A 25,204-nucleotide genomic window follows, 5' to 3' on the forward strand; every position below is an offset into this window, starting at 1 on the left:
GTTGAAACAGCTCCACATTTTATTTTTCTTTTTAAGCGGTTTTCTCCTATCCGCGCAGACCCTGACTTCGCAGCTGGATAAGCAGACTCTGGCCCTGGGTGAAGCGGGAACATTTCGTCTCCGAATTGAAAATCTGCAGGCAAAAGATGTGCAGTCTGCACCCAAAAACGAGCTCCTCCCTTTTCATTTTGAGGAAATAAAAGACAGTATTCACACGGAACCACAGCTCTACGAGCGCATTATTGAGTTTGCCATTTTTGAAGAAGGCAAGTTTACCATTCCGGCACTGGAGTTTAAAGTGGGTGGCGAAGTTATGCGTACGGTACCCTACGAAGTGGAAGTGATTAACACAGCACAGCGCGGTGATGTGATTAATGACATTATGAAGAACAAGGAGATTTCCCTGGATATCGCTGATTATTGGGAACTCTACAAATGGTATCTGCTGGCAGTGCTGGCGCTCATTGCTTTAATTATCGTGATTTATCAGCTTCTTAAATATGGAAAGCGGCGCAAGGATTCACCGGTAGTGATGACAAACCAAACGCTGAAACAGCTGGAATCACTGCGCAAAAAAGATTACATAAAAACAGAAAAATACAGATTGTTCTATGTGGAATTGCTGGATATTACCCGAAATTTCATCGCAAGGCAATACCGGATTCCGGCAGATGTGCTGCTGACCGATGACCTCATTGATAAAATGAAAACCAGTAATACGATCTCACCCGAAAATGAGCAAATGCTGGAGGAACTTTTCCTGCGCGGCGACCAGGTGAAATTCGCCAAAGTCATCCCGAACCGGAAACTGATGCAGCGCGACCTCGATGATCTGGTGTCTTTTGTGAAAGGTTCTGCGCAGGAACTGGAGGCGGAACAACTTAGAAATGGTGTGTAAAAAAGAGTAATGATGCTGGATTACCTGAATTTTGAACTGTACAGCCCGTGGTATTTGGTATTGCTGCTGGTTTTTATTCCGCTGATCGTCCGCGATCTGCGCCGGAAGAAAGCCACCGGCATTACCGTACCGACCACTGCGGCGATGGAACCCAGCCGCGGCATCAATGCCGTCCTGCTTCTGCTGCGCATCTCAAAATATATTATTCTGGCAGCGCTGATTATCGCGCTGGCGCGGCCGCGCACTTTTACCATTTCGCAGAATCAGGATGACAGCAAAGGGATTGACATCATGCTCTCGGTAGACGTTTCGCTTTCGATGCTCGCCCGGGATCTGGAACCCGACCGCCTTACCGCGCTTCGGAAAATTGCCAAAAATTTTGTCCGTCAGCGGCCTGGCGACCGCATCGGGCTCGTCACGTATTCGGGCGAGGCCTTCACAAAAGTTCCCGTGACTTCAGACCATCAAGTGGTGCAGGATGAACTGGATGAACTTAATCCGCTGGAACTGCTGCCCGGAACCGCCATCGGCGAAGGTCTTTCGGTAGCCGTTACCCATCTGCGAAACAGCCCTGCAAAGTCAAAAATTATTATTCTGATGACAGACGGCGTTAACACCATCGAGAACGCCATGCCCACGCAAACCGGCGCCGAACTTGCCCGCAGCAGCGGAATCAGGGTATATTGTATCGGCATCGGAACTAACGGTTATGCACTCATGCCAACCCAAACCGATATTTTTGGTGATCTGGTCTTTACTGAAACCGAAGTACAAATTGATGAACCGTTACTGCGGGATATTGCCCAAACTACCGGCGGCCGCTATTTCCGTGCGACCTCCAATGAGAGTCTGCAGCATATTTATGATGAAATTAACCAACTGGAAAAGTCTGAACTGAAGATAAAGAAACTGTATAACTATCAGGAATATTTCCGCGTATTCCTGTGGATCGCGCTCGTGGTTCTGGTGCTGGATGCACTGCTGCGCTGGGTGTTTTTCCGGTTTCTGAGCTGATTTTTCAGGAGCAGGAAAGGTTGAAATCCCATGGAATAACCGTCCGGCTTTCCGCTGTATCTGCGTCCCGCTGGTCCGCAGGATGCCGCTTCAATCCGGGCTACACAGGCAGGTTGGTTCTTTTCTGGAAGAGAAAACCGCCACGCGGAAAATATATAAATGAATAATTAAAACAATGAACTGGTCTTTAGGGAATTACTGGTATCTTTTATTGCTGTTGCTGCTGCCGCTGCTGGGTGTGTTGCTGGTGCGTTTCCTGCGCTGGAAGAACGAACGGCGGGAACGTTTTGCTTCTGCCAGGTTTCAGGAGGAATTGTTTTCACCTAAAACAGCCTTCTCCCGATATTTTCCGCTGCTGTATCTGCTCGCTACCTTATTTTTGATTTTATCAATTGTTGACCTGCTCAGCGGCTCCGAGGAAATCAAGACCAATCAGAAGATGAACAACATTATTTTCCTGCTCGATGTTTCCAATTCCATGAACGCACAGGATATCGAACCCAACCGGCTGGATCAGGCGAAAAACATCATCGTCAATACAATGGCGCAGTTGCGTAATGACAAAGTGGGCATAGTCGTCTTTGCCGGAGAAGCTTCTTCCATCATGCCGCTGACGTCTGATTACACAGCTGCAGATACCTACCTTTCCGGAATCGAAACCAACATCGTAAAAACACAGGGAACCGACTTCCTCAAAGCAATGGCGACTGCTGCCGATAAGTTTAAAAACATCCCGATGGGCGCCCGAAAAGTCGTCATGATCAGCGATGGCGAAGACAACGAAAAAAATGAACGGGCCGCACTGAGTCTTGCGAAAAAGAATGGATTATCTGTCATCACCGTAGGCGTGGGAACAGATGAGGGCGCGCCGATTCCGGAATATGTCTTCGGCCAGCTGATGGGGTACAAATCAGACCGCAGCGGACAAACCGTCATTTCCCGCCGCGAAGCAAAGGCACTGCAACATATCGCCCAGGAAACCGGCGGTAGCTATATCGACGGAAATAATATGGACAATGCCGTTACCGGGATCACCACTGATCTGCAGAAAATTGCTACCTCATCGTCCAGTGTCATAAAATCCAATAACGCAATTCATTATTATCAGTATTTCCTGGCCGTTTCACTATTTTTCTTCCTGATTATTTTGCTTTTAAATCCGCGTCGCGATTTTAATCTTTAAAACGAAAGTCACTGATTTGCGCTATTTTAACCGAACTTTAACAATTGCTGTGCTGTGCCTTAACATATAAAGGAATATTTTTGCAATGATGAAACAGAATTTACTTTTTTCCTTTCTCTGCATATTCTGCGGACTGTTGTCCGTTTCCGGTCAGGAACGGTACAATACCCTTGTGCACAAAGGAAATAAGGAGTTCGACCGAAAAAATTACGAGTCTGCCTCCTCACAATACATTGCGGCTCTTGAACACAATCAGAAAGATTTTACGGCGCATTATAACTTGGGCAACGCTTTGTACAAACGAAAAATGTACGAGGAAGCGCAGGCTGAGTACGAAAAGGCAGAACAACTTGCCGGCACGTTGAGCGACAAAAGCGCTGCGCTTTATAATCTCGGAAATACCTACATGCAGCGCGAAGATTCAAAAAAAGCGGCAGAACTCTACAAGCAGGCGCTGAAACAGGATCCTTACAACGAAAACATCCGCCGGAACTATGAGATCGCGATGCTGAAAGAAAAGGAAAAACAACAACAGCAGCAAGATCAGTCCGGTGAAGGCGGAAAGGACCAGAACAAAGATCAGAAACAGGGCAGCGAACCCGGCGACAATCCGCAGCAGCAGGAAGGAAAAGGAAATCAGAATAAAGGCGAAGGAGAAGGCAATGACAAAAACCAGGGAAAAAGCGACGCGAATAAAATGCCGAAGGAACTGGAAGATGCCATCCTGAACCGCGTGGAAAACAAAGAACGGGAAACCGCACGGCGGATCCTGAATAAAAACTCCTACTCGATGCCGGAAAGCAATGAGAAGGATTGGTGATGAAGAAGCAACTCGGTTACATATTATTTTTAATTTCGACGATTTACTCATACGGACAGGTGACCCTGGCCGTTTCTGAGGTGAAGGAGCAGCGGGTCAATCAGCGATTTACGCTGACGGTGATGCTGGAAATCGCCGGGGAAAATATGGAGCAACAATCGCGGCTCCGCTTACCGGACATCTCCAAATTTGATTACGTGGGCAGTGCTTCCGAGCAGAATACTGTGGTGATTGATGCCAGCCGTAATAACGTGATTAACCAGCTGTTGTATCAGGTCGTGCTGGTGCCGAAGCAAGCCGGAAAAATTAAATTCGGCTCCGTGCTGGTAACCGTTAACAACAAAATTTACAAAACCGAACCGTTTGATATTGTGGTACGGGATGCTGAAAGAAGCACAGGATCGGAGTTTGCAGATAAAAATGATGTCTTCCTCGATCTGGAAGTAACACCGAAAGAAGTTTACAAAAACCAGCCGGCGGTCGCCGTTTTGCGTGCCTACAGCCGGAATTACAATAACTTCCGGAAAGTTGGATCTGTTCATGTCGGCAGCCAGAAATCGGTACGGATGAAACCGGTTACGCTGGAAAAGTCCGAAATTGATGTAAACTCCGGGATGGGTTCACAGGTGATCGGCGTGTTTGTGGTATTTCCTTCGGAAGCTGGCACCATCGAAATAAAACCGCTTTCTGCCGCAGTCGATATGGGCGGTGCCGCAGAAAAGGTACTATCTGCACCTGCCAAACTGGCGGTGAAGAAATTGCCGGCGGGAATGCCAGCCGGTTTTAAGAATGCCGTGGGAAAATTTAAAATTTCCGCAAAAAGCAAAGGCGAAACAGAACATGCCGAAACAGAAAAACCACTCACCGTGGCGCTTTCTCTTTCGGGCTCGGGAAACATGGACGAAGTTTCCTTGCCAAAAATTGCCGCATCAGAAAATTATACATCTTATCCTCCGAAAATCATTACCAATATTACGACCGGCCATAAAACCATGAGCGGAACCATTACGGCAGAATATGTGGTTGTTCCCAAGAAGCCCGGAAACTTCGCCGTTCAGTTTGAACCGTTTTCTTATTTTGACCCGGCAACGGCGAAATATGCAGACCTGGGAATCCAGGAAGTTTTGCTGAGTGTAAAAACACAGGAACAAATTGCTGAAGAGAAAACCGCCATTGAAAAGGTAAACGATTACACCAATACGGTCCTGGAAACCGTCAATACCCCTGTCCTGCAAACCAGACATCTGAAAGTCGCTGATAAAGCAGGCATTAACTGGTCCGTTATTTTGGGGAATATGACCTTGGTAACCGGCTTCGCGGCTTTGCTTTTCCTCGGTTTCCGCAGACGCGGACGTCGCAAGGTGATGGCTGCTTCCGTGGTGCCACAACCCACCGTTACGACCATTGCCGAGACTGAAGTTCAGCTGCGTGATCAATTGGGTGATCCCGTGAAAGAAAACCTGGCGTATGCCGGCGTTTTGTTGGATCGCCAGGACATCGCCGGTTTTTTCTCTGTACAGCAGGAATTGCATCAGGCAATGTGCGATAGATTAGGCATTCATTCGCAGGAAGAGCTGATGCAGTCACTTCGGAAAAACTTTGGCAGCAGCCTTGCTGAAAAATACGGCCAGATGCTGTATGCCATCCAGATTGAAAAATACGCACCCGAAGCCTCACTGGAAGCTTTGCAAAAAATCAAGGCAACGATGAATGAATTATATCCGATTGTTAAAAAATAATCATTTATTTTTCATATTTTTGCGAAATCAATAATCACTACTATGTTCGAACACTTTTCGGTAAAAGAAACCCTTACCGCCACCATGATTTTATTTGCCGTTATCGACATCATGGGTTCTGTACCGATTATTGTTGGCCTTAAAAAGAAGTTCGGCCGCATCGAAGCGGAGCGGGCCTCGATTGTAGCCGGTGTACTGATGATTGCCTTTCTATTTATCGGAAATAACATCCTGAAACTGATCGGAGTGGATGTGAACTCTTTCGCCATTGCCGGTGCTTTTGTCATCTTCATTATTGCCATCGAAATGATTTTGGGGATTGAAATTCAGAAAAATGCAGAATCAAAATCTGCCTCGATTGTACCGATCGCTTTCCCGTTGATAGCCGGCGCCGGAACACTGACGACTACTCTATCGCTTCGTGCCGAATATCATGATATCAACATTATCTGCGGTATTTTGGTGAATACAATTTTCGTATATTTGGTGCTGAAATCAGCGAATTGGCTGGAGCAAAAACTGGGTGACGGAACGCTGCAGGTTTTGCAGAAGGTTTTCGGGATCATCCTGCTGGCGATTTCAATTAAATTATTTACCGCGAATTTCGCACAGCTTTTTACCACGTACGTTAAATTTTAAAATAAAATAAATGCAGCGCTTTTATAAAATATTCCTGGTTCTGTTCATCGTATTTCTGGGATTTAATATTTATTCTATTGAATGGGATCTGGGTTTCTGGCATGAAGAAAACAGCAAGTTCATTCTGTCAACTTCTGCGGCTTTGGTAGGTATTTTGGTTCTTTTCATCATGCACACCATGAGTAAGCTGCAGGAAAGAAAACATTAATCATAAATACAGAACAGTCTGTTTTTATACATAACTTACTGTTTTATAAAGTAAACCATTCGCCAGGGCGGATGGTTTTTATTTTACACATATTGTAAAAAAGCCCAAAAAGAACGGTCGGTACGATAAGACAGATTGTGCTCATTCGCATACGCTTCCCGCTCGAAGGAAATTGATTTATAGGCCAGATAACGGTTTCGGGTTTTCAGCAGCCGGATTCCGTATTCCGTGACATACCAGATATAAAAGAAAATAACGAGCAGTTCAGCCTGCTGACGAAGATGGATTTTTTCGTGGTTCAGCAGGATAATATTGGCACGGTCCGCTGGGTTCTGCAGCAGAATAAAAGGGAATAAAGTGATCGCCGAAATTTTTGTATTTTTGAGTAAAGAAGGCGCTGCAATAACCATACAGCAAATATAAAGGATATCCATTTAACAAATGAGCGGAAAAAGCATCAAAGAGGGCGAAGACTTTTATTATAATGAGCAGGGATATAAGGTGTTTACCGAGAATTTCCATTTAAAACGCGGTTACTGCTGCAAAAGTGGCTGCCGGCACTGTCCCTACGGTTATGATAAAAAAACGGACACTTTCGTAAAAGCAAAGAAAGAAACAGGAAACATTTCAAAATAGAAATGCTGCCCCTGATCAAAATAAATACAACAAATTACAGACATCATGAGCAAAACTTATATTATGACTTTGCTGGCTTCAGCTTCGCTGGCGCTGGCTTCCTGCAGCCCTTTTCAGGTGCGGTCGGACTATGCCGAGACAGCTAATTTTAGCACATACAAGACGTACCGGCTGCGCATCGATGATTTAAAACTCAATGACATTGATAAGGACCGCGTGTTGAATGAAGTTTCCCGGCAGCTTCAAAGCAAAGGGTTGGTCGTGGCTGAAAATCCGGACTTGATTGTGAACGTGAAAGCCAATCATAAAAAAGTACAGGATGTGCAAGGCTACCGTCCGTACGGAATGTATGGTTGGGGCGGTCCGTTTGGCTGGGGCGTTGGGATGAGCCGTACCTGGACTTCCAATTACAACCAGGGTGCGCTGATCCTGGACCTGATTGATGCCCGCACCCAAAAATTGGTATGGCAGGGAATCGGCAGTGGAATTTCTGTGGATTCACCGCGCGCGAAACAAAAACAGATTCCGGATATCGTTGCAGAAATTATGGCCAATTATCCGCCACAAAGTGGACGGTAATCCCCTGATTAATAACGAAAAAGACTGTGGTAAAACAGTCTTTTTTTATGCTATTATCATAAAGAATAAGGTTAACGTTTCCTTACAAACGAATATCCGCGCGCCTGCGGCGCGCGAGTATTCTCATCAATTAATTAAGTATTGCTTATTTCGCAATCGCTTCCGAAATCGGATTTCCGATGGTGCCGCTTGGGAACTGAACACGCAGTAAAGCCGCCAGTGTCGGTGCAATATCCGTCATGTGGTAGGCCTGATGGCTCTCGCCGGGTTTCACGCCCCAGCCCATAAAAATAAGCGGAATATGGGAATCGTACGAATTCCAGGAACCGTGGGTAGTACCGGTTTTGGAATAGCTCGGCAACCAGGAATCATGATAAACGAGCTGAATATCGCCGCTGCGCTGCCAGTTATACCCATTGACAATACGGGCGCGAATTGGCTCGGGAATGGAAGCAGCACCGGCTTTCTTCATATCAACGGCGAACAGCACCGACTGGTCTTTATTCAGCATATCAATCAGATATTGTTTTGTTTCTTCCATATTCAGTTTGCTGCCGGTATGCGCTTTTTCATCCATATAAATCTGATTATTGGTCACCTTCGACACAAGCTGATCCGCGCCAAATTTATCTTTCAGCCAGCCATTAAACTGTTTGATGGAACCTTCTCCGTAAAATCCGGTGGGCATTTTATGCTCTGCCAAAAATCCTTGTGAATGCGCGCCGCCATGGTCTGCCGACAAAAATACGGTGTACTGATCTTTGCCAACCTTGGAATCCAGATAGTTAAAAAATTCCGCTAAATCACGGTCCAGGCGCAAATAAACATCCTGTACTTCAATGGCGTTCGGGCCGAACTCATGGCCGGCATAATCAGTGGAAGCCAGGTTAACCGCCAGCAAATCGGTAATGGCATCCGCACCCAACTGCTCACCCTGCACGGCAGCTTCCGCCAGCTTCAGTGTGAGGGTATTTCCAAAGGGTGTCGTGCGGATAATTCCTTTTTTCTTATGATAATCTGCTGCTAAGTTTTTATAAGGAAAGGTTGGTGCTTTAGCACTTCCCAATAATCCCTCCCACGGGGAATTATCCGGTGAACTTTCGGTATACTGCGCGACTGGGAGCAGGGTATTCCAGCCGTTTTTGACAAGCTGATCACCTACTTTGGCTTTGTTAAAATTATCAACCCAAGCCGGTAACTCGTTTCGGTAATAGGTACTGGTAACAAAGTTCCCGGTGCTGTCATCATACCAGTAGGCACCGGTAGGATTATGGCCCGCCGGCAGGATAGAGGCACGGTCCTTCAGTGAAACTCCGACTACTTTAGCCTGGAAATTGGTCGCCAGCCTCAGTTCATCCCCAATGGTGGTAGACCACATATTGCGCGGCGAATGGCTGCCATTCTCCACATTCGAAGTTCCGACCGGCTTCACTGTATCGTCGCCGGTGCAGTACACATCTTTACCGGTTGCTTTATCATACCAGTTATTTCCGGAGATCCCGTGGATGGCCGGCACCGAACCGGTGTAAATGGTAGTATGCCCAATGGCTGTGTAGGTCGGCAGATAGTTGATGTGAACATTGTTCAGGGAATAACCCTCGTTCAGCAAGCGCTTAAATCCGCCTTCTTCATATTTGTCATAAAAACGATACAGGTAATCCCAGCGCATCTGGTCTACCACCAGACCTACGACCAGTTTCGGCCGCTCCAGCGTATTTGTTTTTTTTGTTTGCGCCGTAAAGCTGCCGGACGCGATGACCAGCGCGACAAGAGTGAGTTTCTTCAGCATATTATTTTTTATTGTTATACAGATTATTTGCTGTTTCACAAATTTAGAGATTATAATTCATCTGGTTGCCTTCGTACATAATGATGTTGGCTGAAAACAGTAGCCAGGTAATCTTATATTAAAATAAAAGACATTTTCACTGAATAGTTCGGCCACTTCTATTCTCTTTATTTTATTTTAGAAAACTTTAATACTATTTAATTTTTCAATGCATTTACAAATCCGTAAATTGTGTCTTCCTAAAATTTAAACAATGAAAGAAAAAGATGTGTCCGGTTTGAAGGGCCTCACTTTCAGCCAATATACCCCGGAAGAAATTTCAGATTTTGATCGCGTTTTTGGTATTTTTAAAGAACTGCTGACCCACACATCGGGTGATGTCGAAGAAGCTTTTGACTGGTTGAACATGTTGGATCAGGAATACAATATCTTTAATGAAAACTATACGCTTGAGGATTTCGAAGAAGACCTGCGCAAGCGAGGCTATATTAAAAGAGATTCTGAAAATGACGAAGGCAATACCGGTCCCGGTCAGGGAAAAAATATTCTGACTGCCAAGCTGGAAGCCGCTCTGCGCGAGCATGCGCTCGATCAGATTTTTGGAAAACTGAAGAAAAGCGGTTTGGGGAATCACCGCACCACCAAAAGCGGTACCGGTGACGAACACGATGGTGCCACCAGACAATACCAGTACGGCGATGAATATTCAGATGTGAACATGACGGAAAGTCTCAAAAATGCGCAGGTAGCCAGCGGCATCGGTGATTTCCGGATGACGGAAGACGATCTGGTGGTGGAAGAAACGCGCCACAAAGCGCAGATGAGCACCGTTCTGATGATTGACATCAGCCACTCGATGATTTTGTATGGCGAAGACCGGATCACACCGGCAAAGAAAGTGGCCATGGCACTCGTGGAACTCATCAAAAGAAAATATCCAAAAGATTCCATCGATATTATTGTATTCGGAAACGAGGCCTGGCCTATTAAAATTAAAGATTTGCCCTACCTGAAAGTCGGCCCTTTCCACACCAACACCGTTGCCGGTCTGGAACTGGCCATGGACATCCTGCGGCGGAAACGAAATACCAACAAGCAGATTTTCATGATTACCGACGGAAAACCCAGCTGCCTGAAATTGCCCAACGGCGAATATTACATGAACAGTGTCGGTCTGGACGAGCGAATCGTGACCAAATGTCTGCAACGCGCGGCGCAGGCACGCAAACTCAAGATTCCGATAACCACCTTTATGATTGCACAGGATCCGTACCTTCGGAAGTTTGTTGAAATATTTACCCAGCAAAATCAGGGGAAAGCTTTCCTGACCGGCCTGGGCGATCTCGGCGAGATGATTTTCGAGGACTACGAACGAAACCGCATCCGCCGCATTTAAAATTTAATTTTAGTAAAAAAGACCATTATACAATACCAATGAAAAACGATATCACCTTTAAAGAATTAAAAGAGTCCGGTTACCGCGACCGCACCATCAGCGAGGAAATCCGACAGAACCTGACAGAACGAATCAAGAATAAACAGCCCATCTTCGAAGGATTATGGGGCTATGAAGATACCGTGATCCCGCAACTTAAAAAGGCGCTGCTGGCCGGCCACCACATTAATCTCCTGGGATTGCGCGGCCAGGCTAAAACACGCATTGCACGCAGCATGGTGAATTTGCTGGATGAGTATATGCCGATTGTGAAAGGTTCTGAAATAAACGACAGTCCTTACCATCCTATTTCGCAATATGCGCGTGAACTGGTAGCTGAACACGGTGACGAAACTCCGATCTCGTGGGTACACCGCAACGACCGTTTTTATGAAAAGCTCGCCACACCGGATGTAAACGTAGCCGACCTCATTGGCGATCTGGATCCCATCAAAGCTGCTACACTCAAGCTTCCGTATTCCGATGAGCGCGTGCTGCATTACGGCATGATTCCCCGCGCCAACCGCTGCATCTTTGTGCTGAACGAACTCCCGGATCTGCAGGCGCGGATTCAGGTTTCACTGTTCAATATTTTGCAGGAAGGCGATATCCAGATTCGTGGCTTCCAGCTGCGGATGCCGCTCGATATTCAGTTTGTGTTCACGGCCAACCCCGAAGATTACACCAACCGCGGCAGCATCGTCACGCCGCTGAAAGACCGTATCGGTTCCCAGATTTTCACCCACTATCCTAAAACGGTGGACCTGGCCAAGGCCATTACGGCGCAGGAAGCCCGCGTTTCCGACGAAGACCGTGCAGCGATCACCATTCCCGATACTGCCCGTGATTTACTGGAGGAAATTGCATTTGCAGCCCGCGAAAGCGAATATGTGGATGCCAAAAGCGGCGTGAGCGCGCGGCTCACCATCAGCGGTATGGAAAACCTGGTAGCAGCGGCCCGGCTGCGGCTTCTGGAAAGCGGCGAGGAAACCACCACCATCAGGCTGCTGGATTTCCTGTCGGTGATTCCGTCGATCACCGGAAAAGTGGAACTGGTGTACGAAGGCGAACAGGAAGGCGCTGACCACGTCGCCCGAATTCTGATTGACCGCGCCGTGATGCGACTGTTCGAGACATATTTTCCCAGAATTTCCAAGCTGGAAAAGGAAGGATTGAAAACCGCCTATACCGATGTGATCCAGTATTTTAATGATCATCAACTGACACTTAACCACAGCGACAGTGATCAGGAATTCCGTGACAAACTGAACCGCGTGCAGCCGTTGGAAAACGTTATTCAGCAAAACGCACCGGAACTGCCTGCGGATGACCAGTTGTTCCTGAAGGAAGTTGTTCTCTGGGCGCTGACCATCAGCGAAAAGCTGGACCGCTCAGAAAGTCAGTCGGATTTTACCTTCGATGCGGCAGGAATCAGTCCCTACTTCCGCAATTAGCATCCGTAACTGCATATAAAAATCCATACTTGGCCGATGATTATTTGGGCGTGCCCCAATGCCGGCCCTTCCCGACCCGGCGCTTCGGCAAAGGGTCGGGCTGCTGCGGGGTTCCGTCCTGTTTTTCAAACATGACCGGCGCTGCCGCGCCGCCCTTCACATCCCTCACGCGAGAGGTGGAAATTGGAAAGTTAGATATTAGATTGTTAGATGTTAGATTTTTAGACAATAGATGTGAGGATAACAAAGCGGTCGAAAAAGTCATGTGAGGCAAACCAACTTTCACTTTTTCTATAAATGCGCATATTTTTAGTTATGATTGTCAGGGATATCTTTGCAATACATTAAATCGTCCGGAAATTATCAAATGAAAAAGGAAAAACAAAAAGCCGTCTTCAGCTGGAGCGGCGGCAAGGACTCAGCGTTGGCGCTGCATCAGATAGTACAGGATGATACCTTCGAAGTCATTGCACTGCTCACCACGCTGGATGCCGGCACAGAAACTTCTTCCATTCATAACATTCCATTGCCTCTGCTCGAAAAGCAGGCAGCTTCCCTTGGAATTCCGCTCTATCCGCTGTTTTTATCTAAGGAACTGCTGTACGACGAAGCTATGCGCAAGGCAGCCACCCATTTCAAACAAGAGAAGGTAACTCATTTTATTTTCGGTGATATTTTCCTGGAAGAAGTCCGGCAATACCGCGAAAACTTACTTGCGCCTTTGGGTTTGGCTGTGCACGCACCGCTGTGGGGTAAAACGTCAGCCGAGGTAATGGAGCAGTTCCTGCAGTCAGATATTCAGGCAACACTTATGGTCACCCAGGCAGATATATTGGGGCGTGAATATATCGGCCGGATCCTGGACGGGGAACTGACAGCAGATTTTCCTTCAGATATAGATTGCTGCGGTGAAAATGGAGAATATCACACTTTCGCTTTCGCCGGTGGCCCGTTCAGTAAGGAAGTTCCTTTTCAAACAGAGGAAGTAAAATTAATTACACACGAATTTAAACTGAACACGGGCGAAACTAAAAAATTTGAATATTGGCAGGCCGTGCTTTTATAATATTTTAATTAAATCATAACCTTTATCTCGAAACTTTTAATATTTTTAATTTTAAATTAAAGATAATTAATGAAAGGACTTTATATAGTTGTGTTGATCGGCTTGTTTCTGATTACTTCCAGCTGCTCCAAAAATTCAGTGGAAGTAAAAGAGGGAAAAACAGCGACTGTTGATTCTGTATCTACAGCAAGTGATAGCGCTCAAGTCAAGACCTCCCTACCGGCTGTCTATAAAATGTATGGGTATGACAATTATAATGTAGGCTTTATTTCGCTGTCGGATTCTTACCGCCTGAGTGAACATCCGGACTCGCTTGCCATCCCCAAACTGAATCACAGCAAAGGAACACCCGTACCGCAACGAATCGTTCTGGACAACACGTACCGCCAAAGATTATTAAAAAATGTAGGCATTACGGAAAATCAAACGCTTTTCGTTTATGATTACACCTCGAATACTACGACCTCTTTTCCGGTTGAAAACCTGACCACCGTTGCTTACTTAAGTGCTTACAGTTCACCTGAGTATGAGGATGTATCCCAATACGATTACCAAATTGGTTTCGAAATCCCCGACCGTAAACTCAGCGCTGTAAAAGAATATTATAATACTTTCATCGCCATTGCGGATGAGAATCCATTTGACAAGGCTCAGATACAGGCGATCCAGTGGACAGCGTTGAACGATGAGGCGTTTCCGCAGATCAGTAAACCTTATCAGGAAAAGGTTAATAATCACACTACCTATAAAAATTATACATTCAGTACTTCGGCCCATGAATATTTTTTGCGTGATTATGCAAATAAAGAATTCCCGCAGGAAGCCGACTTTCGTATTTTAATAGTTTCTGACAAACAAGGAAAAGTAGTCTTCGAGAGACTTTTCGAACAGCAGGACGGGATTTATATGGCACCGCTCAGCATGAAAAAAGGCGAACAAAACTACGACGGCGCCCGAAATCAATTTACGGGAAAGCTTTTTCCGAATCAGCCCGAGGTCATCTTCGGACTGCAGGATTACAGCTTCGGTTGTGAACCGATTATTTTTTTAACTAAAAAGAAAAGTGACATCAGCACTAATTGTGATAACCGACATTAATATAAATACCTAATATTATTTTATGAAAAATTTTTACCTTCTGCTTCTGTCCACTTTTATGCTTGTACTTTCCTGCCGCGCCGAAGATGATCCCGTTGTTACTGATGAACAAACCCTTTCACAGATGAAAGCTGATGTGTTTTATCCGGGTGCGGTGCCCTATGATAATTCTGCACTGTTTTTTAAGTTTGAATATAATTCGAAGCAACAGTTAACACGCAAAGCGGGAGGATTTCTTCCGGCCTCTGGTTCAACCGGCGGTCTCAGGTACTTTTCAGATAAAATATATACCTCCTTTAGTTACAACGGCATTCAGATTACTGCAGAAAATAAAAGTTCTTCTGCTGATTTTACAGTTCAACCCGAAAAACGGATGTACCTGCTCGATCAAAACAATCGCATCGTCGAAAAGGAAATTCCGCATACCAATTCTTATCTCGTTGCAAAGCAAACTTTTGTGTACGATGGTGATAGATTGATCGAAATAAAGACGACTTATCCCAATATGCCTTATGACCCCAATGACCCGGATGATTATATCGAAACATGGCTGGAGAAATTCACTTATGACGACGGAAATAACCTGATCAAAACCGAGAACGTGCAGCTCCACAATAGCAAGCCGGCGGGAATACGGATCGTGCGCACTTTTGGAAATTATGATACCGCAAAGAATGTATGCAAATCATTATTTCTACTGGAAGACCTGATGTACCGTTCACTTTCGGCCAACAATTACCGAAACTATTCAGAAGAAGAATTTTGGTTTAATGAATTGCAAAGCAGCAAAACGCAAAGCTGGACCTTTAATTATGACAGTAACGGGCAGGTGATTATTAATTAAAACTGACGACACGGCTCGGATTTCGCATAGAGTCGCTTTATGAAACATGAGGAAATCCAGCGACCCCTTAAGCTAAGTACCAAAGAACAATTTACCGAAATAGAAGCGCCGTATCTGGAAGCCAGACAGACCGAAGATGACGCGCTGATTGATTTGCTTATCTCGCCGTTTTTGCTGACGGGAGAAAATGCAGATGCTTCACAGATTACAGGTTTTGATGAGGAAACCGCACACCACTGCTATCAGGCATTCAATCAGATGACTTACAGCGTGGGCAAAATGGTGCGGCTAGCGGAGCTGAACCGGGACCATTTGGGCAGATTTATTCACCGGTATTTTCAGCAGCACGATCCCTGCGAAGTAGCGGACCGAAATGCAGACTGCCGCAAATTAAACCCCAACAAAATGAAGGAAGGAACACTGCAGCTTACTTTTGCCAACCTGCGGAATATTCTGAGCTGCATTGTGAAAACCGATGAACGCTTTCATGACCTTGCCGGCCTGCAAATGCCGGAGCACAGAAGTAATTTCACCAAGGTGTACCAAAACTACATTACGGACCGCGACCGCTACACGCACGGTATTCTCTTTTTTACATATCCCTCGCTGGAACCGCTGCTTCGCGTACGGTCCGGTAAAAAGCTGAGATACATTACCCTGAATGAAAATATTTTCCTGGATAACCTGCGCACCTTTCAGTACCTCACCAATCTGGTTAAAGAGATGAAGGAACTTTTAAAGAGCAGTGAATAAGCTATATTGTTTTAATCACCTTTTTAGTTGAAAAGCACCTTTCCGGTAATGTATCAATAAACCCGGAAAGCTTATAAATTGCTACTTCGGTTCCTCCAGCGCGTACACAGCAAAGCTGGCCAGCCAATGGTCGCCGCCATAATTTCCTTTAAACAAAAGCGGCAGTGCGTTTTGCAGAAAGCGGTCTGCTGTTGTTTCAAACTGTTTTTTCAGCCGGTGATTGTGCGGCAGTGATTTGGCAATTCCTTTCATCGTCCAGGCGCGCGAAAAAGACAGCCCGACCAGATGCACCGTCTGGAATCGTTCAGATCACTGACAACCGGCATTTGCTCAATTCGATGAATACTGCGGCGTTCATAAAATTTATTCAGCCATTTTACAAATTCCCGCTGAGGCAACACACGACGCATCAGGTCTGCAATTTCCAGGCTGGGTGAAAAGAAATCTGCACCATCCGGTTCCAGGTAAGCAGGTGTTTTGGTATTGTCAAGATAAAAGGTTTTCGCCTTTTCGGTCAGTTGCTTTTCAAAAGAAGCATCGCCGGCAGCCCGCGCCCAATCAAGTGCAAAAACCAATGCGAAGGCAGTATTCCCGTGAACTCCGGTTCGGTTTGGATAGGTTTGCTTCGGCAAATAATCTTTCCATTTTGTCAGGATTTTGTCGGTAAGCGGTTTCAGATGTTGGTGCCAGCATCTCGAACGCGGGTCGTCCCAGGTGATTAGCTCTTCATCCAGTTTCATAATCCAGGCCCAGCCGTAGGTGCGCTCGAAGGTGCCGGTGAGCTGATATTTTGTGAAGTAATCAGCTTCGGCCTGCAGTTTTTCTTTGGCAAAGGAATTCTCCAATAATGCCTCAATCTCTTTCGCGGAAGACAGATGGGGTTTGGTCTTCAGCAGGCGCACGAGCATCCAGTGACCGTGTACAGAACTATGCCAGTCGAAACAGCCATAAAAAGAAGGATGCAAATCTTTCGGGCTTAGCGTAACTTCGCCGGCCTTATTAATGGTGTGCGCCGTTTTATTAGGATACTCCTCGTTAATGCAGTGAAGCGGTTTTTCAGCCAACTGGGCTGCCATGTTATCAGTAAATGCTAGGGAATTTTGAGCCAGGACAAAGGATGGCAAAATAAGGACGGCCAGACAAAGTTTTTTCATTTTTTAAAAGTACGTAAACTAGTATTAGGAATGAAGAACAATTTAATATCGGAAAGTTGTCAACTAATACCCATTACTTTCTCGAAATCCTGGGCGCTACTTTCATTTTTATTTTGCTGCACCGGCTTTTTCCTTTGTTGCAGCCTACTCCGATCGTGTTGGAGACCGGATTAAAGGCCACGAACGCGTTCTGCTGAAGGACGGCGAACTGCTGCGCGAAGCCATGAAGAAGAGCAGCCTGAGCTGTCAGGAAGTGATGCAGTCTTTAAGGCAGAACGCCCAAACGGAAGACATCAGTAAAGTAAAAACGGCCACGCTGGAACGCAGCGGTGAGATCAGTGTGATTTTAAAAGAGGTTAAAAAGTAATTTTACTTTACGATAAAATACCACTTTCGGCTGATTGGAATATTTTAATACTATTTATTTTACTTTTATTTGCAAAGGTTTGCTTCTTGCATATTAACTACCGTAAAACTTCTTAATATTACCTAAATAACAGGACTTAATGAAATTCACTACTCTTAAAATAACGGCTGTTGCCCTTGTTTCTACCTTAGTCACCTCCTGCGCGCAGCGGCTTACCGGCACCTGGACTGTTCAGCTCTACGAGACGGTGACACCCGGACAGCCGGGTGTGCCTCTGCAAAACATTGGAACCATGAAATTTAAAAACAACGGCACCGGCGAAAAAGATCTGGATTATACCGTACTGGACATCACCAGAGCGGAGCACGTACCTTTAAATGGACATGGAACGATGGTAAATATGTTTCGATAACGGGCGATGATTCTGTATTTTCCAAAACGTGGATTATTATTGAAAATAAACGTAACCACCCGAAATGGAAATCCACCGACGGCACCAATCATATTCAGATTTTGGAACTAAGAAAATAAACTGACAATCTTTATCATTTATACGTACCTTGGCGTTTAGATAATCAAAAGTAATGGTGATAAGCCTGCAAGAATTTGAGGCACGAATTGAGCGTGATTACGCCAAAAATAAATTCCTGGCCTATGGGACGGCTGCATTATTTCTTTTGATAGGCAACCTGATTCTCTACGAAATTATTTTCATCAATAACTTTACCTACGGAATGGGCCTCGGGCTGTTTGTATTTAGCGCAACGGTGGCTATTTATCTGATCGTCACAGGCGCACGCGGATTCGCTTATATTCCGGTGCTGACGCAAATTTATAAGATAGGATCTTATACTGCGGAATCCGGATCGAAAAGAATGATTGAACAGGCAGCTTACAAAGCCGGTTTGCGCAGGCAATCTTTTCAGGGCTTTGGGCCGGTGATCCGCTATGAAAAGCCGGGTGTCTTTGGCATTGTATCTGTGGTGGAATTTTACTTTGCTGCCTCAGGGGTTTTTGCACACGTGCGGGTTCATAATCATCCGCTGGAATATATGACCTATCAAGCCCGAAAAAAGCTTGTTTCCGCATTACAACGCGAGTTTGATGAAATTTCGGCTCAGCATTAAGAAAATTGGTATTCATAAAAAATCCGGCTTGTGTGCACAAGCCGGATTTGTTATTGAAAAAAGGTGAAATTAAAATTTCAAATCACCGTTTACTTCGCGAACTGCTTTGGCAGCGGTTGCAAATTTTTCTTTCTCCTTGTCTGTCAGTTCGATTTCCACAATCTTTTCTACACCTTTCGCGCCGATGATCGCCGGAACGCCCAGGCAGATATCAGACTCGCCGTATTCGCCGTCGAGCATCAGCGAACAAGGAATCATTTTTTTCTGGTCACATACGATGGACTGCACCAAAACGGATACCGCAGCACCCGGTGCATACCAGGCAGAAGTTCCCAACAGCTTGGTTAAGGTAGCACCGCCAACTTTTGTTTCTTCAGTCACGTAGTTTTGCTTGTCTTCAGATAAAAATTCAGTTACAGGAACGCCGTTGCGCGTTGCTTTGCTGAGTAAGGGAACCATTCCGGTATCGCTGTGTGCCGCGATCACCATACCATCCACATCTGAAATCGGACATTCCAACGCTTCGGCCAAACGATATTTGAAACGAGCCGAATCCAGCGCGCCGCCCATACCGATTATTCTTTCTTTTGGCAGACCTGATGTTTTGTGCACCAGATACGTCATCGTATCCATTGGATTAGAAACTACGATGATAATGACGTCCGGTGAGTGCTTTACCAGATTTTCAGTTACTTCTTTCACGATCCCGGCGTTGATGCCGATGAGTTCTTCGCGGGTCATGCCCGGCTTTCTTGGGATTCCGGAGGTAATTACCGCAACCTGTGACCCGGCTGTTTTGGTGTAATCACCGGTGGTTCCGGAAATGCGGGTATCAAAACCGTTCAGCGAAGCAGTTTGCATCAGGTCCATGGCTTTCCCTTCGGCAAAACCTTCCTTGATGTCTACCAACACCACTTCTGACGCGAAGTTTTTCATCGCGATGTATTCAGCACAGCTGGCACCTACTGCGCCCGCTCCTACTACCGTAACTTTCATATAAAGTAATTTTTATTAAAAAATATTTTCTGCGTATGCGCTGTAAATTTACAAAATATCGGCTGCAGGAGCAACATACCGGCAGCAATAGTTTTACGCTGAAAAAGGACGGCTTTAAGAATGCAAAAGCATAAAAGAATAGGCTTTTTCCGCACCGGCGATTACCTTATCGAAATCAGCAGGCTGCACTTTTTCGTCCAGCACTTTTTTAAACTGAAGCCACATGGGGCCGGTATCCTTCCCGTAACTTTTAAGGAAATAAAAATGATGATCCGCAAACTCAGGGAGCTTTGACAAATGTTTAGCAATAACCTGCCCGCCCAGTGTCGCGCCTTCCATCACGTAGAGTATTCCCAGCGCTTCGTGCACATCCGGAATGCCCGCATTGAGGACCGGACCCGGAAAAGGAAGATCGAGCTCTGCAAAATCCTGGCGCAGCAGCGGCAGTTTCTCTCTTGCGGATAGGTGCAATTCCTTTGATAATTCGTCGGGAATCGCGGCCATGACTGCGGGTTCAAATTGTTGAAGCAGTTTCGCATTAATCTGAAGCATCGCCAGATAATCAGTGAAGGTAAAAGTTCCTTTGAAAATTTTCTCTGCCTGCATCAGCTGTTCGGCAGCATCGTGTGAATCTTGTGTTTTTTCTTTCAGAAAGGTAGAAAGTGCCTGCATTTGTGTTTGCATATTTATTCGGTATCAGCATCTGCGGACTGGGTAGCAGGAACAGGTAACACTGCTTTATCCGGAGATGGGAAAGCCAGCACAAATTCCGTACCCTGTTCCACTTCGGCATTGCAGATAATGGAACCTCCGAGCCTTTCCATCAGGCGGTGTACAATAGACAGCCCGACACCGTTCCCCTGGAAACCGCGCGCATTATCCAGACGGGTGAAGATTTTGAACAGGTTCGCGTATTCATGTGGAGGAATTCCAATGCCATTGTCGCGAATTCGGTACAAAATCCGGTCGCCATCCTGCTGGCCGCTGATGTAGATGGTCGGAATATCTGCTTTGGAGCTGTATTTAACAGCATTGCCAATAACGTTTTGGAAAATCTGCGTCAGCATGGTATGGTCAGCCAGCACATCCGGGCAATTGTCGATATGAATAATCGTGTGATCGCTGCCGAAAGTCAGGCGCACATCGGCTACCACTTTTTCAATTAAAGGCCGTGTGGAAATTACTTCTGTTTTCAATTCCGATGATTTTGCACGGCTGAGCTGCAGCACATTGCGCATCATTTGTTCCATTCCTTCGATTTCATGGAGGATGCTCTGCAACTTCCGTTGCACTTCCGGATTGCTGCGCTGTGAATTTTGAAGCAGTTGTGCATTTAGTTTCATCACCGTCAGCGGCGTTCCCAAATCGTGAGAAATGGTATAGGAGAAACTGTCCAGTTCTTCGTTAAGTGATTTTAACTCTTCATTCAGATGCAGGATTTTCTTGCTGTGCGAAACAGAAGTTTCCAGAATCAGTGGAATCAGTTTCTCTACGGCGATGATATTTTTATTTTGCCAATGGCGGGATTTTCCCTGGATATCTTCCAGGTAGATAGCAAATGACTTTCGCGGCGAAACCATCATTTTTTCGACGCCGTAATGATTAATATTTCCGGGTGTTTTTTTGGCATAACCGGCCCATTTAATATAATCACGGTATTCGCGGCGGAACCACATCAGAATCTGCTGCTTCGTACCCTCGAGGTCAGCAATGAAAACACCGGCGCCGCTGGTGTCGAGGTTAAATTGTTCGCCATGATCGCGCAGAAACGAGTCACTGTAATAAATTTTCTCCTGATTTCCCTGATGCCAGGCGGCAATCTGCCGCAGAGAATCAGCATTGGGTACAGCGCCCACCGTTTTAATTTTATCCTGAACGATGATGGCCATGCCGTCGCAGTCCACAATACTTTTCAGCACAGAAATATTATTGAAAAGTGCATCGGTCAGCGTACTTTGCTCTTGGAAGCGATTCCGAAGGTATCGTGTTTTTTCGTTAAACTCGGTTAAATCATCCAGCTTTTGCTGTGCCTTTAAAGACATATAAGCGTTCGCCGCCAAAGTAGTAAACACTTCCGCACGGATCCGGTTGGCCAAATCAATATGTTTTGGTTCAGCGTTCTGGCAGGTAAGCAGGCCCCACAGGCGGTTCTCCACGATAATAGAGGTGCTGAAACTGGAAGAAGCACCCGAGTTTCTGATGTACTGCGCATGAACCGGCGACATGGCGCGCACGGAGCTGTAGGTAAGGTCAATGGCATCCGCTGTCTGACTGAGAATCGGTACCGGTTCGGCGTGTGCATTGCTGAATATACGTTCTCTTTTTTTTAGATACAGGGCTCTGGCCTGACGCGGAATATCGCTCTCGGGATAGTGCAGTCCCAAAAAGTTTTCGAGGCCGGAATGGTTAGATTCTGCAATGACTTTACCGGTCCCATCATCCAGGAAACGGTAGACCATCACGCGGTCATATCCGATCATATTGGAAATAGAAGAGACCAGGTTATCCCAGATTTCGGCGGTCGTTTGCAACGTATTGGGTGTGGCGTATTTATTTGAAATATATACTTTCTGAGAATTGGATTTCACCATCTTCTCAAACTCCAGAAAGATGTGGCCATCATAGCGATAAAGCAGAAAATGATACAAGTTGCCACTGAGGCGAATTTTATCAACAAAATATTCGCTTTCTTTTTCAACGAAATTATCAAGGTTACTATACAGTTCGCTGTGAAGAAGACGATTGAACAGGCCCGGAAGCTCTGCCACGGATTTACCCAAAAGAGGCTGTTGCACCTGAAATAATTCGGGAACATTCTGGCTGTAAAAGCGGATGGTTTTGGTGCGCTCATTCAGTCCGATTAAGTATCCATAATCCTGGATGTGTCCGGGAATATGAATTTCTTCTTCGTGACACTCTATATATTCCTTCATAAAAAGACTTATTAACTCAAAGGTAGTTTTTTAATTAACATAATCAAAAAGAAATTAAATATTTTAATATAATTTTAAAATACGGTTAATTTTCTTCATCAAAGTATAACCTGTAATATTTGCCTTTCTCGTCGGCGCCCTGCTCGAGCATTTTGCGGTCACCGTGGACGTAGATATGAAAGTTTTTATCCAGCTTAATAACGCTCTTGAAACCGCGGCTTTGTTTCTTAACGGCAGCTTCGGAAATGGCAAAATCTTCGGAAATGGAAACCTGCATATCCTGTTCATAATCGGATTTAAAATTGCCAAAGCTTTCGATCACCTCTTCATCCTGCAGCACTTCTTTGGTAAAACTGTCATAATCAAACTGCTCTTTTTCCTTGAAGAAGTTGATGGATTTATTCAGAAAATCTGCCTGATCAGCTTTTGTTACCTCAAATTCCTGCGGTAGCTGTTTGGTAATATATTCCTTATAGACAGAAAGTGTTTCCTGAGTGTGGAAGTACTCGTTATCGCGCTGTTTTACTTTCAGGAAATCCTCAAACCAATAATAGGCATCGCCGTTTTTGTTGTTATCGATTACGGAAACGGCAAATCCGCTTTCCTTGAAACTGTTGTAGATTATACAGCCTTTGTCCAGTTTATTCAGACCAATTCCATAATCCTTTTCAATATCAAAAGATTCACCTTCCGGGAATATTTTCAGGAAAGGGCTTTTATTTTCTGTTTTAAAAATGCCGATACTGTCAATCCGGACACCATCGGTTTCTTCACCCGTAAAGTACGCAACGAACAATTCGCCCGCCTGCACGCGCGGATTTTCAGTTATATCGTACAGATGGGTCGCGATATTTTCTGACTCATAAACAAACGTAGCAGGATCTTCAAAAATTTCAGAAACCGAACTATAAACCGGATTGTTTACGAGATACGTATCACTGTAAAACTGAAACTGTTCTTCGGACTTAAAACCTTTCAGGAAAAAATCTTCGAGCATTTCGGTCATTTCCTCGTTGAGCGGATATTCTGCCTGCGAAAGGATGAGCGATTCCTGATTTATTTTGTTGCCGACTTTATGAATAATTAATCTGGTAAGCATAGAGAAAATTTAGAGGTGCGAAGGTAGCGATTTTGTAGCAGGGTGCGGATGGGATTTTCCACTTAAAACCATAGTTGTCTGGCTCTATCATGGGACTTTGAGCATACGTTTAAGAATTATTAGTTTCATCAATTTTGGGCCATTTTGCAAGTATGATGTGATCATTTATATTAAAAAATTAATATAAACATCAGGCGTTGCGGTACTTTTCCGGTCTTGACTGTCTATTTATTTCTGTTCAAGATACTGATCACCAACCGTTTCACCGTATCCATTTCTTCCGGTTTACTCGAAGCAAAAAGCAAGGTCAAGCTTGCCAGTGTCCCATTTTCAATGAGCAGTTCATTTTTTTTGTTAAAAAGCATTTGATTGACTTGCAGGAATTTCAGAAAACACGCTGCGGCTTTTCTTTTATTACCATCCACGAAGGAATGATTTTTCACTACGAGATATAAAAGCATGGTGGCCTTCTCTTCTAAGGTTGGATAAAAATCTTCTTACCCGAATCCTTTCTCTATTTGAGCAAGCGAGCTCTGGAAATTTTGATCCTTTTGTTTTCCGAATACTTGTGAATCAAAATCTATAACCATTTCATCAATTATTTCCTGATAATCTTCTCTGGATGGATAAATGGCTTGCTTTTTCGTTAATCCTGTGGTGTCTAATAGTTCGTGATCATAATCATCCAGCAATTGTAAACCTTTGGAAAAAGTCGAGAGCCATTCATTTTCAGCGGCTTTTTCTTCAATCGCCCGGCTCAGAATCTGGATCCCGTTTGTCAGGTACCGAACTTCCTGCTTTTTCTGTGCTGATCTTTTTTAATTAACAGCGTATCCATTTACAAGATATCCCTTCAGGATTTTATTTGCCCAGATGCGAAATTGGGTTGCTCTGCTAGATTTCACACGGTATCCTACTTAAATAATTGCATCTAAACTATAGTGCAGCTGTTTTCTTTTTACTGTTCTTATCCCTTCTTTTCGAACTTGTAAGAAATCCTTACAAGTTGCATGCTCCACAAGTTCTTCTTCTTCATCAATAGATTTTAAGTGCATCGTTATGTTCTGGGACGTCGTCTCGAAGAGTTCCGCCATCTGAGCCTGTGTAAGCCAAACCGTATCCTGTTCAAACTGTACTTTAATTTCAGTGGAGCTATCATCGGCCTGATAAATTTCTATTTGATTAGCTGTGTTCATCATAATGTATTTTGTGATGTAAATTTCAACAATCCTTTCGGGAATGCGAAACCACCAATGAAATAAAATGTGATTTTTATAAATCAAAAAAAAAGACTTTATCATTGGAAATCTGGCCTATAAACAAAAAATTCCCCAAGCAAACGCTCAGGGAATTCTATCTGTTATTTCGGAATA

The 25,204-nt window shown here is 45.0% G+C and carries 25 protein-coding genes and 3 pseudogenes; 18 read left to right on the forward strand and 10 right to left on the reverse strand.

The window, feature by feature from the left end; genetic code table 11:
- Position 1: 1 nt before the first annotated feature.
- The 7 genes from MVI27_RS08165 (at position 2) to MVI27_RS08195 (ending at position 6,501) form a co-directional block, all read left to right on the forward strand.
- The gene (locus MVI27_RS08165; protein WP_246960918.1) at positions 2-898 is read left to right on the forward strand and encodes a BatD family protein; all 897 of its coding nucleotides are present in this window, start codon (positions 2-4) and stop codon (positions 896-898) included.
- A 9-nt stretch (positions 899-907) separates the two neighbouring features.
- Positions 908-1,912 (forward strand): VWA domain-containing protein, encoded by a 1,005-nt coding sequence (locus MVI27_RS08170; protein ID WP_246960613.1) that lies wholly within the window; start codon positions 908-910, stop codon positions 1,910-1,912.
- 175 nt (positions 1,913-2,087) lie between these two features.
- On the forward strand, positions 2,088-3,095 hold the full coding sequence (locus MVI27_RS08175) for a vWA domain-containing protein (RefSeq protein WP_246960614.1): 1,008 nt from the start codon (positions 2,088-2,090) through the stop codon (positions 3,093-3,095).
- 88 nt (positions 3,096-3,183) lie between these two features.
- Positions 3,184-3,915 (forward strand): tetratricopeptide repeat protein, encoded by a 732-nt coding sequence (locus tag MVI27_RS08180; RefSeq protein WP_246960921.1) that lies wholly within the window; start codon positions 3,184-3,186, stop codon positions 3,913-3,915.
- Positions 3,915-5,654 (forward strand): BatD family protein, encoded by a 1,740-nt coding sequence (locus MVI27_RS08185; RefSeq protein ID WP_246960616.1) that lies wholly within the window; start codon positions 3,915-3,917, stop codon positions 5,652-5,654. The genes MVI27_RS08180 and MVI27_RS08185 overlap by 1 nt, the downstream gene beginning before the upstream one ends.
- Before the next feature lie 42 nt (positions 5,655-5,696).
- Entirely contained in the window at positions 5,697-6,293 is a 597-nt protein-coding gene (locus MVI27_RS08190) for a MarC family protein (RefSeq protein ID WP_246960617.1), read from the forward strand.
- A gap of 10 nt (positions 6,294-6,303) precedes the next feature.
- Complete coding sequence (locus tag MVI27_RS08195) at positions 6,304-6,501, forward strand: hypothetical protein (RefSeq protein WP_246960619.1); 198 nt, start codon at positions 6,304-6,306, stop codon at positions 6,499-6,501.
- A gap of 83 nt (positions 6,502-6,584) precedes the next feature.
- On the opposite strand, the gene MVI27_RS08200 is transcribed toward MVI27_RS08195, so the two are convergent.
- On the reverse strand, positions 6,585-6,911 hold the full coding sequence (locus tag MVI27_RS08200; protein WP_246960621.1) for a hypothetical protein: 327 nt from the start codon (positions 6,909-6,911) through the stop codon (positions 6,585-6,587).
- A 31-nt stretch (positions 6,912-6,942) separates the two neighbouring features.
- On the opposite strand from MVI27_RS08200, the gene MVI27_RS08205 reads away from it, so the two are divergent.
- On the forward strand, positions 6,943-7,137 hold the full coding sequence (locus tag MVI27_RS08205; RefSeq protein WP_246960623.1) for a C1orf53 family protein: 195 nt from the start codon (positions 6,943-6,945) through the stop codon (positions 7,135-7,137).
- Between the two features lie 45 nt (positions 7,138-7,182).
- Complete coding sequence (locus tag MVI27_RS08210; protein ID WP_246960626.1) at positions 7,183-7,716, forward strand: DUF4136 domain-containing protein; 534 nt, start codon at positions 7,183-7,185, stop codon at positions 7,714-7,716.
- 145 nt (positions 7,717-7,861) lie between these two features.
- On the opposite strand, the gene pafA is transcribed toward MVI27_RS08210, so the two are convergent.
- On the reverse strand, positions 7,862-9,505 hold the full coding sequence (gene pafA / locus MVI27_RS08215) for an alkaline phosphatase PafA (RefSeq protein WP_246960629.1): 1,644 nt from the start codon (positions 9,503-9,505) through the stop codon (positions 7,862-7,864).
- A gap of 253 nt (positions 9,506-9,758) precedes the next feature.
- On the opposite strand from pafA, the gene MVI27_RS08220 reads away from it, so the two are divergent.
- From MVI27_RS08220 to MVI27_RS08245, 6 genes are all read left to right on the forward strand, one after another.
- On the forward strand, positions 9,759-10,901 hold the full coding sequence (locus tag MVI27_RS08220) for a vWA domain-containing protein (RefSeq protein WP_246960631.1): 1,143 nt from the start codon (positions 9,759-9,761) through the stop codon (positions 10,899-10,901).
- Between the two features lie 38 nt (positions 10,902-10,939).
- Positions 10,940-12,394, forward strand: coding sequence for a sigma 54-interacting transcriptional regulator (locus tag MVI27_RS08225; protein WP_246960634.1), 1,455 nt, complete (start codon positions 10,940-10,942; stop codon positions 12,392-12,394).
- Between the two features lie 367 nt (positions 12,395-12,761).
- Positions 12,762-13,460 (forward strand): Dph6-related ATP pyrophosphatase, encoded by a 699-nt coding sequence (locus MVI27_RS08230; protein WP_246960637.1) that lies wholly within the window; start codon positions 12,762-12,764, stop codon positions 13,458-13,460.
- 69 nt (positions 13,461-13,529) lie between these two features.
- Entirely contained in the window at positions 13,530-14,558 is a 1,029-nt protein-coding gene (locus tag MVI27_RS08235; protein ID WP_246960640.1) for a hypothetical protein, read from the forward strand.
- 22 nt (positions 14,559-14,580) lie between these two features.
- Positions 14,581-15,402, forward strand: a complete 822-nt coding sequence (locus MVI27_RS08240; protein WP_246960644.1) for a hypothetical protein — start codon at positions 14,581-14,583, stop codon at positions 15,400-15,402.
- Between the two features lie 39 nt (positions 15,403-15,441).
- A complete protein-coding gene (locus MVI27_RS08245) occupies positions 15,442-16,155 on the forward strand; it encodes a hypothetical protein (protein WP_246960647.1) in 714 nt (237 codons plus the stop codon).
- Positions 16,156-16,236: 81 nt separating this feature from the next.
- Here MVI27_RS08245 and MVI27_RS08255 read toward each other — a convergent pair.
- Positions 16,237-17,309: pseudogene (locus MVI27_RS08255) on the reverse strand (DUF2891 domain-containing protein).
- Between the two features lie 160 nt (positions 17,310-17,469).
- On the opposite strand from MVI27_RS08255, the pseudogene MVI27_RS08260 reads away from it, so the two are divergent.
- The 3 genes and pseudogenes from MVI27_RS08260 to MVI27_RS08270 form a co-directional block, all read left to right on the forward strand.
- A pseudogene (locus MVI27_RS08260) lies at positions 17,470-17,676 on the forward strand (YetF domain-containing protein); the annotation flags it as partial.
- Positions 17,677-17,815: 139 nt separating this feature from the next.
- Positions 17,816-18,088 carry a hypothetical protein gene (locus MVI27_RS08265; protein WP_246960658.1) on the forward strand — a complete coding sequence of 91 codons (273 nt, stop codon included), beginning with the start codon at positions 17,816-17,818 and terminating at the stop codon, positions 18,086-18,088.
- A 172-nt stretch (positions 18,089-18,260) separates the two neighbouring features.
- Positions 18,261-18,803: a hypothetical protein gene (locus tag MVI27_RS08270; protein ID WP_246960660.1), complete on the forward strand. Its 543-nt coding sequence runs from the start codon at positions 18,261-18,263 to the stop codon at positions 18,801-18,803.
- Between the two features lie 69 nt (positions 18,804-18,872).
- On the opposite strand, the gene MVI27_RS08275 is transcribed toward MVI27_RS08270, so the two are convergent.
- The 7 genes and pseudogenes from MVI27_RS08275 to MVI27_RS08300 all read right to left on the reverse strand — a co-directional run bounded on the left by MVI27_RS08275 (position 18,873) and on the right by MVI27_RS08300 (position 25,030).
- A complete protein-coding gene (locus tag MVI27_RS08275; protein ID WP_246960662.1) occupies positions 18,873-19,799 on the reverse strand; it encodes a malate dehydrogenase in 927 nt (308 codons plus the stop codon).
- A 114-nt stretch (positions 19,800-19,913) separates the two neighbouring features.
- Positions 19,914-20,483: a biliverdin-producing heme oxygenase gene (locus tag MVI27_RS08280; protein ID WP_246960664.1), complete on the reverse strand. Its 570-nt coding sequence runs from the start codon at positions 20,481-20,483 to the stop codon at positions 19,914-19,916.
- 2 nt (positions 20,484-20,485) lie between these two features.
- Positions 20,486-22,732 carry an ATP-binding protein gene (locus MVI27_RS08285; protein WP_246960666.1) on the reverse strand — a complete coding sequence of 749 codons (2,247 nt, stop codon included), beginning with the start codon at positions 22,730-22,732 and terminating at the stop codon, positions 20,486-20,488.
- A gap of 85 nt (positions 22,733-22,817) precedes the next feature.
- Positions 22,818-23,831 carry a nucleoid-associated protein gene (locus MVI27_RS08290; RefSeq protein WP_246960668.1) on the reverse strand — a complete coding sequence of 338 codons (1,014 nt, stop codon included), beginning with the start codon at positions 23,829-23,831 and terminating at the stop codon, positions 22,818-22,820.
- Between the two features lie 224 nt (positions 23,832-24,055).
- Positions 24,056-24,307, reverse strand: a pseudogene (locus MVI27_RS08295) (Fic family protein); the annotation flags it as partial.
- Between the two features lie 342 nt (positions 24,308-24,649).
- Positions 24,650-24,736, reverse strand: coding sequence for a virulence RhuM family protein (locus MVI27_RS11860; RefSeq protein WP_266213266.1), 87 nt, complete (start codon positions 24,734-24,736; stop codon positions 24,650-24,652).
- 12 nt (positions 24,737-24,748) lie between these two features.
- On the reverse strand, positions 24,749-25,030 hold the full coding sequence (locus MVI27_RS08300) for a virulence RhuM family protein (RefSeq protein ID WP_246960672.1): 282 nt from the start codon (positions 25,028-25,030) through the stop codon (positions 24,749-24,751).
- Positions 25,031-25,204: the final 174 nt, after the last annotated feature.

It is taken from the genome of Chryseobacterium salipaludis (assembly GCF_022968825.1).
GTDB classification, from domain to species: domain Bacteria; phylum Bacteroidota; class Bacteroidia; order Flavobacteriales; family Weeksellaceae; genus Kaistella; species Kaistella salipaludis.

Excerpts from the sequence above, each read along its gene's own strand:
- MVI27_RS08170 (WP_246960613.1), top strand. The coding sequence starts at position 908 with ATGATGCTGGATTACCTGAATTTTGAACTGTACAGCCCGTGGTATTTG.
- MVI27_RS08175 (WP_246960614.1), top strand. The coding sequence starts at position 2,088 with ATGAACTGGTCTTTAGGGAATTACTGGTATCTTTTATTGCTGTTGCTG.
- MVI27_RS08180 (WP_246960921.1), top strand. The coding sequence starts at position 3,184 with ATGAAACAGAATTTACTTTTTTCCTTTCTCTGCATATTCTGCGGACTG.
- MVI27_RS08185 (WP_246960616.1), top strand. The coding sequence starts at position 3,915 with ATGAAGAAGCAACTCGGTTACATATTATTTTTAATTTCGACGATTTAC.
- MVI27_RS08190 (WP_246960617.1), top strand. The coding sequence starts at position 5,697 with ATGTTCGAACACTTTTCGGTAAAAGAAACCCTTACCGCCACCATGATT.
- MVI27_RS08195 (WP_246960619.1), top strand. The coding sequence starts at position 6,304 with ATGCAGCGCTTTTATAAAATATTCCTGGTTCTGTTCATCGTATTTCTG.
- MVI27_RS08200 (WP_246960621.1), bottom strand. The coding sequence starts at position 6,911 with ATGGTTATTGCAGCGCCTTCTTTACTCAAAAATACAAAAATTTCGGCG.
- MVI27_RS08205 (WP_246960623.1), top strand. The coding sequence starts at position 6,943 with ATGAGCGGAAAAAGCATCAAAGAGGGCGAAGACTTTTATTATAATGAG.
- MVI27_RS08210 (WP_246960626.1), top strand. The coding sequence starts at position 7,183 with ATGAGCAAAACTTATATTATGACTTTGCTGGCTTCAGCTTCGCTGGCG.
- pafA (WP_246960629.1), bottom strand. The coding sequence starts at position 9,505 with ATGCTGAAGAAACTCACTCTTGTCGCGCTGGTCATCGCGTCCGGCAGC.
- MVI27_RS08220 (WP_246960631.1), top strand. The coding sequence starts at position 9,759 with ATGAAAGAAAAAGATGTGTCCGGTTTGAAGGGCCTCACTTTCAGCCAA.
- MVI27_RS08225 (WP_246960634.1), top strand. The coding sequence starts at position 10,940 with ATGAAAAACGATATCACCTTTAAAGAATTAAAAGAGTCCGGTTACCGC.
- MVI27_RS08230 (WP_246960637.1), top strand. The coding sequence starts at position 12,762 with ATGAAAAAGGAAAAACAAAAAGCCGTCTTCAGCTGGAGCGGCGGCAAG.
- MVI27_RS08235 (WP_246960640.1), top strand. The coding sequence starts at position 13,530 with ATGAAAGGACTTTATATAGTTGTGTTGATCGGCTTGTTTCTGATTACT.
- MVI27_RS08240 (WP_246960644.1), top strand. The coding sequence starts at position 14,581 with ATGAAAAATTTTTACCTTCTGCTTCTGTCCACTTTTATGCTTGTACTT.
- MVI27_RS08245 (WP_246960647.1), top strand. The coding sequence starts at position 15,442 with ATGAAACATGAGGAAATCCAGCGACCCCTTAAGCTAAGTACCAAAGAA.
- MVI27_RS08265 (WP_246960658.1), top strand. The coding sequence starts at position 17,816 with ATGAAATTCACTACTCTTAAAATAACGGCTGTTGCCCTTGTTTCTACC.
- MVI27_RS08270 (WP_246960660.1), top strand. The coding sequence starts at position 18,261 with ATGGTGATAAGCCTGCAAGAATTTGAGGCACGAATTGAGCGTGATTAC.
- MVI27_RS08275 (WP_246960662.1), bottom strand. The coding sequence starts at position 19,799 with ATGAAAGTTACGGTAGTAGGAGCGGGCGCAGTAGGTGCCAGCTGTGCT.
- MVI27_RS08280 (WP_246960664.1), bottom strand. The coding sequence starts at position 20,483 with ATGCAAACACAAATGCAGGCACTTTCTACCTTTCTGAAAGAAAAAACA.
- MVI27_RS08285 (WP_246960666.1), bottom strand. The coding sequence starts at position 22,732 with ATGAAGGAATATATAGAGTGTCACGAAGAAGAAATTCATATTCCCGGA.
- MVI27_RS08290 (WP_246960668.1), bottom strand. The coding sequence starts at position 23,831 with ATGCTTACCAGATTAATTATTCATAAAGTCGGCAACAAAATAAATCAG.
- MVI27_RS08300 (WP_246960672.1), bottom strand. The coding sequence starts at position 25,030 with ATGATGAACACAGCTAATCAAATAGAAATTTATCAGGCCGATGATAGC.